Origin of the sequence: Microlunatus soli (genome assembly GCF_900105385.1) — a bacterium.
Lineage (GTDB): Bacteria > Actinomycetota > Actinomycetes > Propionibacteriales > Propionibacteriaceae > Microlunatus > Microlunatus soli.
This window is the reverse complement of the sequence record NZ_LT629772.1, coordinates 210,626-223,110: the sequence shown is the minus strand read 5'-3', so window position 1 is coordinate 223,110 and position 12,485 is coordinate 210,626. Positions and strand designations below refer to the sequence as shown.

General features: G+C 67.0%; 9 protein-coding genes. 5 read left to right on the top strand and 4 right to left on the bottom strand.

Annotated elements, in window-relative coordinates; translation table 11 throughout:
• Positions 1–95: 95 nt before the first annotated feature.
• Positions 96–953 carry an NmrA family NAD(P)-binding protein gene (locus BLU38_RS00970; protein WP_091531562.1) on the bottom strand — a complete coding sequence of 286 codons (858 nt, stop codon included), beginning with the start codon at positions 951–953 and terminating at the stop codon, positions 96–98.
• Positions 954–1,035: 82 nt separating this feature from the next.
• Between BLU38_RS00970 and BLU38_RS00965 the strand changes: the two genes are divergently transcribed.
• From BLU38_RS00965 to BLU38_RS00945, 5 genes are read left to right on the top strand one after another with little or no spacing between them, the layout of a single operon-like run.
• The gene (locus BLU38_RS00965; RefSeq protein WP_197679943.1) at positions 1,036–1,779 is read left to right on the top strand and encodes a TetR/AcrR family transcriptional regulator; all 744 of its coding nucleotides are present in this window, start codon (positions 1,036–1,038) and stop codon (positions 1,777–1,779) included.
• A 50-nt stretch (positions 1,780–1,829) separates the two neighbouring features.
• Positions 1,830–2,294, top strand: a complete 465-nt coding sequence (locus BLU38_RS00960; RefSeq protein WP_091518440.1) for a molybdenum cofactor biosynthesis protein MoaE — start codon at positions 1,830–1,832, stop codon at positions 2,292–2,294.
• Positions 2,291–3,373 carry a YlbL family protein gene (locus tag BLU38_RS00955; protein WP_172836039.1) on the top strand — a complete coding sequence of 361 codons (1,083 nt, stop codon included), beginning with the start codon at positions 2,291–2,293 and terminating at the stop codon, positions 3,371–3,373. The genes BLU38_RS00960 and BLU38_RS00955 overlap by 4 nt, the downstream gene beginning before the upstream one ends.
• A 58-nt stretch (positions 3,374–3,431) precedes the next feature.
• Positions 3,432–4,079 (top strand): PPA1309 family protein, encoded by a 648-nt coding sequence (locus BLU38_RS00950; RefSeq protein WP_197679942.1) that lies wholly within the window; start codon positions 3,432–3,434, stop codon positions 4,077–4,079.
• A gap of 16 nt (positions 4,080–4,095) precedes the next feature.
• Complete coding sequence (locus BLU38_RS00945; RefSeq protein WP_091531559.1) at positions 4,096–6,945, top strand: UPF0182 family membrane protein; 2,850 nt, start codon at positions 4,096–4,098, stop codon at positions 6,943–6,945.
• A gap of 57 nt (positions 6,946–7,002) precedes the next feature.
• Here BLU38_RS00945 and BLU38_RS00940 read toward each other — a convergent pair whose 3' ends face one another.
• The 3 genes from BLU38_RS00940 to BLU38_RS00920 all read right to left on the bottom strand — a co-directional run bounded on the left by BLU38_RS00940 (position 7,003) and on the right by BLU38_RS00920 (position 12,466).
• Positions 7,003–8,205, bottom strand: coding sequence for an IS110 family RNA-guided transposase (locus BLU38_RS00940; protein ID WP_157683124.1), 1,203 nt, complete (start codon positions 8,203–8,205; stop codon positions 7,003–7,005).
• 1,571 nt (positions 8,206–9,776) lie between these two features.
• On the bottom strand, positions 9,777–11,135 hold the full coding sequence (locus BLU38_RS00925; protein WP_091518426.1) for a M16 family metallopeptidase: 1,359 nt from the start codon (positions 11,133–11,135) through the stop codon (positions 9,777–9,779).
• A complete protein-coding gene (locus tag BLU38_RS00920; protein ID WP_091518422.1) occupies positions 11,135–12,466 on the bottom strand; it encodes a M16 family metallopeptidase in 1,332 nt (443 codons plus the stop codon). The genes BLU38_RS00925 and BLU38_RS00920 overlap by 1 nt, the downstream gene beginning before the upstream one ends.
• Positions 12,467–12,485: the final 19 nt, after the last annotated feature.

The window sequence follows — 12,485 nt, the reverse complement described above, 5'->3', positions numbered from 1 at the left end:
TCCAACTCATCGAAGAGCAGGGCGCGTGTCGTTCGCTACCAGCGGAGGCATCGGGGCCCTGCCGGCGGGCTCGGCACCGCGGTGTGGTCCTCCCGTCACTCCCCGAGGGCCGAACCGAGAACATCGCGTACGGACCGCGCCGGGCGGCCCAGAAGCCTGCTCAGCAACGGATCGGTGCCGGCGAAGTACTTCTGCTCGGCGGCCTGATACATGCCGAGGGTGAAGCGGGCCGCGGCTTCGGGGAGGCCGGCCGTCGCCTGCCCGGCCAGCCAGGCGTCCGGCTCGACCAATTCCCGTTCGATCGTCCGGCCGACGAGTTCGGAGGCGATCTCGGCGACGTCGACGAAGGTCGGTGCGGCGTCGGCGGTCAGGGTGACGGGTCCGTCGTAGCCGGCTCCTTCGGCGAGGATGATCGCGGCCGCCTCGGCGGCGTCCTCGCGTGCGGTCCACGACACCGGGCCGTCGGCCGGAACGGTGATCCGGCCGGTGTCTTGCCAGGGACCGGCGAGCCAGGTCAGGCTGTGGGCGTAGAAGCCGTTGCGCAGCGAGGTCCAGGCGATGCCGGAGCGGACCAGGAGCTGCTCGGTGGCGAAGTGATCCCGAGCGGGTCCGAACGGGCTGTCGGCGGCCGCGCCCTGGTGGCTGGTGTAGAGGATCCGCCCGACGCCGGCGGCGGCCGCAGCGTCGATCGCGGTCCGGTGCAGGGCCACGGCGTCGGCCGCCGGATCGCTGGAGGAGACCAGCAGCAATTGGTCGGCGCCCGTGAAGGCGGCGGGCAGGGAGTCGGGCTGGGCGTAGTCCCCGTGGCGGACGGTGACACCGCGGTCGGCGAAGCGCTGGCCCTTGGCCGGGTCGCGGACGGCCACCGCGATCTCGGTGGCCGGCATCCGCTCCAGCAGGTGGTCGACGGTTGCGCCGTTCAGGGCGCCGGTGGCCCCGGTGACAACGATCATGAACATCTCCTAATAACGATGGAATCAGTGTGATGTTATCACTGGAAATACAGCGCTAACGTATCTGCGTTATCGTTGGACCGTGAGCGAGTCCGTACAGGCAGCCGGCCGGGACGAGGTGCGTTCCCGGATCGTCGACGTCGCCTCGCAACTGCTCCGCGACCAGGGACCCGAGGCAGTCACCACCCGCCGGGTCGCCGAGGCTGCCGGAGCGCAACCACCGACGATCTATCGGCTCTTCGGCGACAAGGACGGGCTGATGCAGGCCGTCGCCGAGCAGGTGATGGCCGACCACGTGGCTGCCAAGGCAGAGGTGGTCCGGGCGGCGTCGGCGACCGCTGTCGATCCGATCGAGGACCTGCGGATCGGATGGGACACCCAGATCGACTTCGGCCTGGCCAACCCCGCGATCTTCCGGCTGCTCAACGACCCGAACCATGCACTGGACTCTCCGGCCGCCCGGACCGGACGGGAGATCCTGCGGGCGCGAGTGCATCGGGTCGCAACGCACGGTCGACTCCGGGTGCGGGAGGACCATGCGGTCGACCTGATCCACGCCGCCGGCATCGGCACCGTCCAGGTGCTGCTCGCGATGCCGCCCGAGCAACGCGATCAGGACCTTGCTGCCAGCATGTTCGCCGCCGTTCTCGGACAGGTGCTGACGCCGGCACCCGAAGACGCGGTCGCAGTCTCCGACGACGCCGCCGCAGCGGCCGCGGCGGTGACCCTGCGAGCTGTTGTGCCTGCGCTGTCGGCATTCAGCGACGGTGAGCGGCTGCTGCTCGGCGAGTGGCTCGGCCGCATCAGCGGCGACGGCGCCCGGTGACGCGGTACGCGGTCGCGAGAGTGCACAGGGTCGCCAAGTAGGCTGACTTCATGTCTGAACCGGTTCGGGTCGCGGCCGTGACCGAGCAGCCGTTGAGTGTCGATCGGCTGCTCGCGACGGTCAACGACCCCGCGGTCGGCGGGATCGTGCTGTTCGTCGGCACGGTCCGTGATCACGATGCGCCCGTTGATCCGACGATCGACGGCGATTCCGCGGGGACGACGCGCGGCGTCACCTCGCTGGACTACACCGCTCATCCACTGGCCGTCGATCGACTCGCCGAGGTCGCCGCCCGTGCCGCGACCGTACACGGGGTACGTGCCGTTGCCGTCGAGCATCGGGTCGGTCACCTCGTGATCGGCGATCTGGCCGTGGTGGTTGCGGTCGGCGCCGAACACCGGGGCGAAGCATTCCTCGCCTGCCGACAGCTGATCGACGAACTGAAGGCGGGCGTGCCGATCTGGAAGGAACAGACCTTCGACGACGGAGTCGCCGAATGGGTCGGCCTGCCATGAGTGGCCAGACCCGGAGCAGGTCCTGGCAGGCGAGTTTGACCCGGCAGACCTGGACCGCCTTCGTGGCCGCGTTGGCCTTCGTGCTGGTAGCGGTCGGGATGGTCACGTTGCCGGTCCCGTACGTGAGCTGGACGCCGGGTTCGACCACGAACACCCTGGGCAAGGTCGGCAACACCCCGGTGATCAAGATCAGCGGCACCACCAGTTACCCGACGACCGGCGAGCTCAGTCTGACCACGGTGTCGGAGACCAGGGCCGACTCCCGACTTTCGCTGCCGGAGGCGTTGCTGTCCTACTGGCTGCCGCATCGCGACACCATGCCTCGCGACATCGTCTACCCACCGGGCAAGACCGCCGACCAGGTGAACAGCGAGCAGCGGGTGATGATGGAGACCTCGCAGGACAATTCGGTGGTCGCAGCGCTCCGGGCGGCGGGCCAACGGATCGTGCAGCGCCCGGCAGTGTCCTCGGTGACGGTGGGGAGCTCCTCCTACAACAAGCTGCAGCCGGGCGATCTGATCGTCTCCATCAACGGCACCGACGTCACCACCAATGATCAGGCCGCCGAGTTGATCAGGGACCGCCGGCCCGGCAGCACACTGATCTTCGAAGTGCTGCGAGACCGGAAGCAGAAGTTGATCAAGGTCGCCCGAGGAGCCGACGACGAGAGCAACACCGATCAACTGTCCGGGATCACCATCGGCAACGGCTATCAGTACGGTCCGAAGATCTCCTTCGACCTGGGTGAAGAGATCGGAGGGCCGAGCGCCGGACTGGTGTTCTCGCTGGCGATCTACGACAAGATCACCCCCGGCCCACTGCTGGCGGGCCGACGGGTGGCAGGGACCGGCACGATCAGCGCCGACGGCACGGTTGGCCCGATCGGCGGTATCCAACAGAAGATCGGCGCTGCGACCTCCGGCGGGGCGACGGTGTTCCTGGTGCCGGCGGCCAACTGTGAGGATCTCGCCGGGCTGAAGACCGACCTGCAGTTGATCAAGGTCGGCACGCTGCAGGACGCGATCGGTGCACTGGACGACCTGAACGACCACCACACCGCGGACCTGCCGCACTGCTGACCCATCCGACCCGATCCCGATCGCATCCGACCCAACCGAACCCGACCCGAGACGAGCAATGACTGAGAATCATCCGGACGATCCGACCACCATCGACACCGACCAGGGTGCAGACGGTTCCGATGCCCTGGTGGCGGCCCTGCTCGAGCTCGAACGGCACGTCGGTCAGGGTGGCTGGGATCAGCCGCCGCGGTTGTTCGCGCTGGTCCGCACCGATGCGGTGATCGCCGCCGAACCGCAACTGGTCGAGCAGCTCGGCCTCCGCGGCAGTGCTGACGGCGGTCACCCGGACGCGCTGACCGCGATCGAACAAGATCATTTCAAGCCGTCGGCGGACCTGCTGACCGATCTGGCCGAGATCGTCTGGCCGGAGGCGGTGTACGGCTGCGCGCTGACCCTGGAGAGCAGCTTCCTGCCGGCCGACGCCGAGGCCGACATCCCCGACGATCCGCAGGCCGCCGCCGAGTACGTCGCCGGTCACGCCGCGCAGCAGGAGATGCGGGTCGTCGTCGGCGTCGACCGAGCCGAGCATCGGCACGGGGTGGCCCGGGTGCGATCCCGTCCCGACGACCTGCTCGGCGCTCCGGATCTGGTTCCGGGGCTGACCGAGGCACTGGCGCATACGCTTGTCGAACCAGACCTCGACGACGAACCCGGCACAGGTCAACCTGGCACCGTTCAAACCGGCACAGTTCAGGAGAAGTGAGAAACACGTGAGCACGATGCAGGCGCGGACGCAGCGGCGCCGGAGCGCTGTACTGCCGTTCTTGATCATCATCGCCGCCCTGGTGGTGGCGATCGCGATCTACACCAGTATCTGGACCGACCGGCTGTGGTTCGAATCGATCGGCTTCTCCGGGGTGTTCACCAAGCTGCTGCTGGTCCGGGCCGGGCTGTTCGTCTCGTTCGGGTTGATCATGGCTGCGGTGGTCGCGGCCAACGTGGCGATCGCGCACCGGGTCCGTCCGGGTTCCAGAGCGGCCGCCAACACCAGCCCGATGCTGGAGCGCTACCGGATGATGCTGGAGTCACGCTTCACCATCGTGATGGTGGTGCTGGCCGTGATCGCCGGACTGTTCGCCGGTGGCGTCTCCACCGGCCAGGCCCAGACCTATCTGGCCTGGCAGAACTCGACCCCGTTCGGCACCAAGGATCCCAAATTCGGGATCGACGTGTCGTTCTTCGTCTTCGACTACCCGTGGTGGCGTTACATCCTGAGCTTCATCTTCACCACGCTGGTGCTGAGTGCGATGGCTGCGGCGATCGTGCACTACGTGATGGGTGCGATCCGGGTGAACGCGCCCCGACGCGGTGGTACCCCGGCGGCTCAGGCGCACCTGTCCATCCTGGTCGGTCTGGCGGTGCTGGTCCGCGGCGCCCAATACTGGATGGACCGCTACGGCCTGCAGTTGGACGACGGTCCGCGGTTCACCGGTCTGCGCTACACCACCGATCATGCGACGTTGAATGCGCACACCATCCTCGCCGTGATCGCGGTGATCATCGCGGCACTGTTCTTCGTCAACGCGGTACTGCGTCGCTGGGTGGTGCCGACCATCGGCCTGGTGCTGCTGGTGCTGTCCTCGATCATCCTCGGCCTGCTGTATCCGGCGATCGTCCAGGGCACCACCGCCGGCCCGAACGAGGGCGACAAGGAACGTCCTTACATCCAGCGGAACATCGACGCGACCCGCGCCGCCTACGACGTCTCCGATGTCAAGACCACGACGTACAACGCCAAGACCACCGCCACCGCCGGCCAGTTGCGGCAGGACGCCTCGGTGTTGCCCAGCATCCGATTGATGGACCCGGCCCGGATCGGTCAGGCCTTCGAACAGCTGCAACAGGTCAAGGGCTACTACCAGTTCCCGCCGGAGCTGGACGTCGACCGCTACCAGCTCGGCAAGGACAAGGCGACGACCGACGCGGTGGTGTCGGTCCGTGAGCTCAACATGGCCGGCATCCAGGACCGCAACTGGAACATCGATCACACCGTCTACACGCACGGCTACGGCATGGTCGCGGCCAACGGCAGCAAGGCCGGCCCCAACGGCGAGCCGGACTGGCTGGAACGCGACCTGCCACCGACCGGCGAGCTCGGGGAGCACGAGTCCCGGATCTACTTCGGCGAGATGCAGGACACCTACTCCATCGTCGGTGCCAAGCCGAACGGCAACTCCCTCGAACTCGACACTCCGACCGGCGGCAAGGACAACGGGCCGAAGTACAACACCTACGACGGCAAGGGCGGCGTCCAGCTGAACGGCTGGCGGCGGCTGATCTACGCGCTGAAGTATTTCGACGCCAACCTGGTGCTGTCCAACCGGACCAAGGGCGACACCAAGATCATCTACGACCGGGATCCCAAACAGCGGGTGGAAGCGGTCGCGCCGTGGTTGACCGTCGACCGGGACGCCTACCCGGCCGTCGTCGACGGCCGCGTGGTCTGGATCGTCGACGGCTACACCACTGCCGACACCTACCCGAACAGCCAGCGGGTCTCGTTGCAGGACGCGACCAGCGACACCCGCAGCCGGGTCGGCACCATCGGAGCCCAGCCGGACACCATGATCAACTACATGCGCAACTCGGTGAAGGCGGTGGTGGACGCCTACGACGGCTCGGTGAAGCTGTACGCCTGGGACGAGAACGACCCGGTGCTGAAGACCTGGGAGAAGGCGTTCCCGGGCACCGTGCAGCCGAAGTCCGACATCAGCGCTGACCTGACCAAGCACCTGCGCTACCCGCAGGACATGTACAAGGTGCAGCGGCAGATCCTCGGCAAGTACCACGTGTCCGACGCCGCCGACTGGTTCACCGGCACCGACCAGTGGACGGTGCCTTCGGATCCGAGCGCGGCCGGTGGCGAGGACACCAAGGAACCGCCCTATTACTTGACCGTGCGGATGCCCGGCCAGGAGAGTGGTTCGTTCAGTCTGACCAGTGTGTACGTACCGAACGGCCGGCAGAACATGGCCGCCTATTCGGCCGTCAACTCCGATCCGACCAGTCCGAACTACGGCAAGTGGGAGTTGCTCCGGGTCCCCGCCGAAAGTCAGATCGACGGACCGGGCCAGGCCTCGAACGCGATCAGGGCCAACGACACCGTCGCCACCGCCTTGAGACCCTTCACCCAGGGCACTGCGAGTGTGACCTGGGGCAACCTGTTGACCCTGCCATTGGGCGGCGGGCTGATGTACGTCCAGCCGATCTACACCCAGCAGCAGGGCAGCGGCGGCGGTCAGTATCCGATCCTGCGGTACGTGGTCGTGAAGTTCGGCCAGAATGTCGGCATCGGCGCGACCCTGCAGGACGCCCTGGACCAGGTCTTCAAGGGTGACGCCGGTGCCAGCACCGGTGAGGAAAGCACCGGGACCTCCGGTGCCAGCACCGGCAAGCCCGGAGGGCCGGCCGACGAGGCCACCGCCCGGGAGCAGTTGGACATCGCGACCGCAGCCTTCAAGGCCGCCGACGAGGCACTCAAGGGCGGCAACCTGTCGGAATACCAGGACCAGAACCAGAAAGCGCAGGATGCGGTGCAGGCAGCCATCAAGGCGTTGGGCGGCGGCTGATCGCTCACCCTCGCTTCCTATCGCGATCTTGGTGGGGGGGTGTCCCTATGTCGGATGTCAACTGGTTGCGGGTAGCTTTGGGCGGTAGACAGTTCGGGTTCTGATCATGGCGTGGAGGACGTCGCAGCGGCGTCGCGCCAGGCAGATGAGTGCGGCGTTGTGTTTCTTGCCTTCGGCTCGTTTGCGGTCGTAGTAGGCCCGGCTGGCCGGGTCGGCCCGTAGTGCTGCGAACGCGGAGAGGAAGAACGCTCGTTTGAGGTGGCGGTTGCCCGAACGTGCCGGGAACTCGCCGCGGATCGAAGTGCCGGATCGTCGGGTGACCGGGGCGAGGCCGGCGTAGGCAGCCAGGTGGCCGCTGGTGCGGAAGGTGGACGCGTCGCCGACTTCGACGAGGATTCTTGCTGCGGTCCTGACCCCAACGCCGGGCATCGAGGTCAGGACCTCGGCAAGAGGGTGAGCATCGAGCACCTGTTCAACCTCGGCTGCCAGGTGAGCCCGCTGATCCAGGGCCTCGGTCAGACTCTTGGCGAGCCTGGGCAGGACGCGTTCGGCTGCTGCTGCGCCGGGGACGGTGACGGTCTGCTCGGCCAGTGCGGAGACGATCTGGTCGACGAGTTCTGCCGCGCCCCGGCGGTTGGCTGCGGTAGCGGTCGTAATCATCCTTGCTCGGCCGGCCGCTGCCATGCCCCGCGGTCCGCCGTATTTCATGATCAACGCGAGCACAGCCTTGGTATGCAGGCGGGGGCCCAGGATCCTTTCCAGGGCAGGAAAGATCTGTGTCAACAGGCCACGGATCCGATTACTCAACCGTGTCGCTTCGGCAGCGAGGTCGTCGTCGAATCCGATCAGCACCTTCAACTCAGCCAACACATCCTCGCCCACGTCGACCCGGCGCAGGGTGTGCGGCATGGTGCGGGCAGAATCGGCGATCACATAGGCATCGCGGGCATCGGTCTTGGCGCTGCCGGGGTGCAAGTCGGCGATCCGCCGCATCGCCAGCCCTGGCAGGTAGGCGACCTCGATGTCCATCGCCCGAGCGACCGCGACCGGCAGCGCGCCGATCGTGTTGGGTTGATCGACCACGACGAGGACTCGTCCTCGAGCAGCTAGCTCGGTGAACAGTCGTTCCAGGCGTTCCTGGTCCTGCGGCAGTTCGGCATCGAAGACGCGGTGGCCCTGCCTGTCCAGCGCGCATGCGTGATGGGCACTCTTGCCGACGTCAAGTCCGCACCAGATCGTGATCGGCTCGTCTGCATCCAACGCTGACTCTCCTCTGCGGTCGAGTCGGTCACCGATCAGGCATCAAGTCCCGGCAGCCACGTTACGACGAGACCTCACTGGGCCGTGTCCCTATCAGCGGTCACCCGATGCCACCCGGCCCGGCGACAACACCCCCCGGATCATTGACAACAGGGGCAGTAAGTCATACCAAGCCCGGCGACCGAAGCCCTTGCCTCAAGGGCCACCAGAAAGGTAACGGGGGGTGCCGTTCGGTGTGGCTGAGGGGGCGCCCGCCCTCGCAGCCTCACCTGGTCTCGCAAGCTCGACCAGCTGAGTTGCAAACGCCCGACCCACCCAGCGCCCCCTCAGCCACACCGAACGGCACGTCGGGCGGGCGACCCGCGTTCCGCGTTGCTCCTCTGACTGGTCGCGTTCGGCGTCTGCGAGTTACTCGAGGATCGAGTTCGCAGGATCGAGGATCGACAACACCAAGCTCGAGTAGGTTGCCGAGAGCCGATCCAAACCGGGTGGGCAGAGCGTTCCCGGTGGAACGTCCTGGGTGCGTCGCTGTCGCCCGAGACTGTGCGGGATGCCGATGCCCGACGAACGTGCCCGAGACGTTTGCTGCCGAACAGGCCCAATCACAGCGGAACTCTCGGTCAGCTTGGTGACGGTGTCGGCTCGCTGCGCAGATCCCCGGGAACTACTCGAGACCTGGGTGATCCGCGTTCGGCGACACTGGTTGATCGCGGTGTCTGCGACGAACACCCGGCGCCGATTTCGCACCAGCACTGGCGGCGACCCTGGCGAATCCCCAGGGGGAGAGCACAGTGCTGCTGCGTTCTTGGCGGTCGACGCTCGACTAGGCAATCATCACGTGTCCTGACTGTCGGTCCGGTGGGCATGGCGATCAGTTCTTCAGAAGTGTCTGCTGCTTGGTGAGGAGGTGGGTGAGCTCTTCAGGTCGGTCCGCAAGACATCCGGTGTCGGTGTGGATGTTGCGACTGAGCACCAGGAGAATCCTGCCCACGAGATGGCTGACATTCTCTGCCTCCCGACGCTCAGCTTGGTGCGCGGCGAAGCTGCCCGAGAAGGTTGCTGCCAAAACGCGTCTCGGACGACAATCTGCTCGGTCAACTTGGTGACCATGATCACGAACAACCTGCGCCACCGCAAGCGCCCGCTACGTTGCCGGGACCTTGCTGCTGCTCGCCGCTGCCGTGCGACCGAGATCCCTACCCGTGCAGACGACTCGATAGTCGAGCGATTGCGTTCGGCTACTCGCTGTCCGCTCCGGATCAGCCCTATGCTCCCTATGATCGCAACTGGGCCGACCGATCCCGGATCTTGTGTAGGCCAGGGTTCCGACGGATGAACACCGAGAGGGGCCATCGGTGAGCAAATCGACGGCACGACGGGCTCCGACATCACGCAGATGGGCGACGCCACGTGGTGGCAGGCGTTTCACGACAACATCCGGGCCGCCGCCAAGACATTTCGTGAGCGATCATCCTGATCGAGTGCCACTCGGGACGGATGGAGCACGCGCAGCTGCCCGCCGACGATCTGGATGATCTGTCGCCGATCCGCGTCGAGCTCGACACCGGTTGCTACAGCTCGATCGTCTGCAGGTCCTCGAAGCCGGCGTCCTTCAGCGGCTGGCTGATCTGCTCGGCGTCGCCGGAGATGGCCAGGGTGAGCTGGTCGGGATCGACCAACGACGTGTACGCCTCGGCGGCCGACTCCGGCGTCACCTTGCGCAGGGCAGCCAACCGCAGGTCCATGTAGTTGTCGGGGAGCAATGCCAAGGCCTGCAGGGCGGCCTGGTCGGCGACGCCGTCGGCGGTGGCGAAGCGGAGCGGGGAGACACCGGCGAAGTAGGTGACGGCGTTGCCCACCTCCTCGGCAGTGAACGGGGCATCCTTGATCGACAGCAGGCTGCGGGCCTGGGTCAGGGCATCGCCGATCACCTCGGTCCGGAACGAGCCGGACACCGCGAAGGTGCCGCCGGCGCGGAGCGGCTGGAAGCCCATCCGCACGCCGTAGGTGTAGCCGAGGTCCTCACGCAGCACGCTGTTCAGCCGGGAGAGGAACGCACCGCCCATGATGTAGGAGGCGACACTGATGTCGGCCCAGCGGGGATCCGCGCGGTCGATCCCGAAACCACCCAGTTGGACGTCGGCCTGAACAGCGCCGGGACGGTGCACCAGGACGGCTCGGCGCTGTCCGGCGGCGGGCGGCTGGTGCCCGACCTCGCGCTGAGTGTCGCCGAGCCAGCCGCCGAAATGCTTGGCCACCAGGGAATCCACGTCGGTCGGCAGCTCGCCGGCGATCACCAGCTTCGCGCCCCGCGGGCCGAAATGATCACGGTGGAAGCGTTGCGCGGCATCGGCCGTGATCGCCTGCACGGTGTCCGGCTCGCCGTCGGTCATCCGGGTGTAGCGGGACCCGTCGGCGAACACCGAACGCCGGAAGGCGATCGCTGCTGCCTGGGTCGGGTTGGCCCGGGCCTGTTCGATCTCGGCCAGTCGGAGCTGGACCTGACGGTCGATGTCGGCGGCCGCCAGGGACGGGGTGATCACGGCTTCGGCGAGCAGCCCGAGAGCCGGATCCAGACGCCGATCGGGTACGTCCAAGATCAACTGCAGGCCCGCGGAGCTGATATCGACACCGAAGCCGGCGCCGGCGGTCTCCAACAGCTCGGCGAATTCGTCGGTGCTGTGCGTCGTGGTTCCCTCGTCCAGGGTCCGGCTGGTGATCGACGCGATCCCTTCCACCGCACGCGGTTCGGCGGCCAGCGGAAGATCCAGCACCAGGCTCGCCGAGACGACATGCTGGCCCGGCAGCTGGTAGCTGATCACTTCCAGCCCGTTGTCCAGCGTCGTCCGGTCGGGGGTCGGGAAGCTCCACGGTTTCGGCGCCGCAATGGTCGGGCGCGGCGTGCTCGTCGGACGCGGGGACGTGGTCATCAGCTCTCCTGGCGGTAGATCAGCGTTGCCCGGCGGTCGGCAGTGAACCAGTCGGAGATCGCCGCGGACACCTGCTCGGGGGTGACCGCCTCGATCTCGGCGAAGCGGGTATTGATCAAGGTCGGATCGTCATACAGGGTGGCGAATCCGCTGAGCTGGTCGGCTCGGGAATCGATCCGGGCGAGCTCGTGCATCCAGTGCCGCTCGAACTGCGCCTTGGCCCGTTCCAGCTCCGCAGCCGTCGGCGGTTCGGTGATCAGACCGTCGATCTGCTCGATCAATGCGGCCTCGAGTTCCTCCGGCGTGACGCCGCTGCGGGTCCTACCACCGACCATGCCCAGCGAGTTGCCGCCGACCAATCCCATCGCGCTGGCGAACGCCGACTCCGCGATCTCCCGCCCGCGAACGAGATTCTTGGTCAGGCGGGCGCTCTGGCCCTGGCCGAGCACGCCGAACGCCAACTCCAGCGCGTCGTAGCCGGGAGCCCGGTCCGCCGGCAGCCGCCAGGTCAGATAGACCGCCTCGGCCGGTACGTCGGCTGTGGTCTCCAACCGCGGCAGGCCGGTCAGCGGCGGCAACGGTTCGGTGATCAACTTCTCCGGGCGGGTGGCGGCCGGGACGGTGCCGAAATACTGCTCGGCCTTGGCGAAGGCGGTCTCGGCGTCGACATCACCGACGATCGACAGTACGGCGTTGTTCGGCATGTAGAAGCGCCGGAAGAAGTTCCGGGCATCCTCGACACCGGCGGCGTTCAGGTCGTCCATCGAACCGATCACGGTGTGGCTGTAAGGATGGCCGTCGGGGAAGACCTGGCCGATGATCAACTCGATCACATCGCCGTACGGGACATTGTCGTAGCGCTGCCGCTTCTCCTCCTTGACCACCTCGCGCTGGTTCTCGAAGTTCTCCTGCGACAGGGCATCCAGCAGCGTGCCCATCCGGTCGGCTTCCAGCCAGAGCGCCAGATCGAGACCGCCGGCGGGCAGCGCCTCGAAGTAGTTGGTCCGGTCGAACCAGGTGGTGGCGTTCACCGAGGCGCCGGCCGGCTGCAGCAGGCCGAAATGCTCGGCGCTGGCGACGTTGGCCGAACCCTGGAACATCAGGTGCTCGAAGAGGTGGGCGAAGCCGGTCCGTCCCGGCTCCTCGTGACGGGATCCGACGTCGTACCAGAGGTTGACCGCCACCGACCCGCCGGCGTGATCGGGGCTGGCGATCACCCGCAGGCCGTTGTCCAGGACGCGTTCACTGATCGGATAGCCCAGCTCCGCTGTCGATGCGGTGCCGGCGGTCCCTGAAGTTCCCGTACGACGCGCGGAGCCGGTTGCTGTCATGGGCCCATCTCAGCACACC

Excerpts from the sequence above, each read along its gene's own strand:
- BLU38_RS00970 (WP_091531562.1), bottom strand. The coding sequence starts at position 953 with ATGATCGTTGTCACCGGGGCCACCGGCGCCCTGAACGGCGCAACCGTC.
- BLU38_RS00960 (WP_091518440.1), top strand. The coding sequence starts at position 1,830 with ATGTCTGAACCGGTTCGGGTCGCGGCCGTGACCGAGCAGCCGTTGAGT.
- BLU38_RS00955 (WP_172836039.1), top strand. The coding sequence starts at position 2,291 with ATGAGTGGCCAGACCCGGAGCAGGTCCTGGCAGGCGAGTTTGACCCGG.
- BLU38_RS00950 (WP_197679942.1), top strand. The coding sequence starts at position 3,432 with ATGACTGAGAATCATCCGGACGATCCGACCACCATCGACACCGACCAG.
- BLU38_RS00945 (WP_091531559.1), top strand. The coding sequence starts at position 4,096 with ATGCAGGCGCGGACGCAGCGGCGCCGGAGCGCTGTACTGCCGTTCTTG.
- BLU38_RS00925 (WP_091518426.1), bottom strand. The coding sequence starts at position 11,135 with ATGACCACGTCCCCGCGTCCGACGAGCACGCCGCGCCCGACCATTGCG.
- BLU38_RS00920 (WP_091518422.1), bottom strand. The coding sequence starts at position 12,466 with ATGACAGCAACCGGCTCCGCGCGTCGTACGGGAACTTCAGGGACCGCC.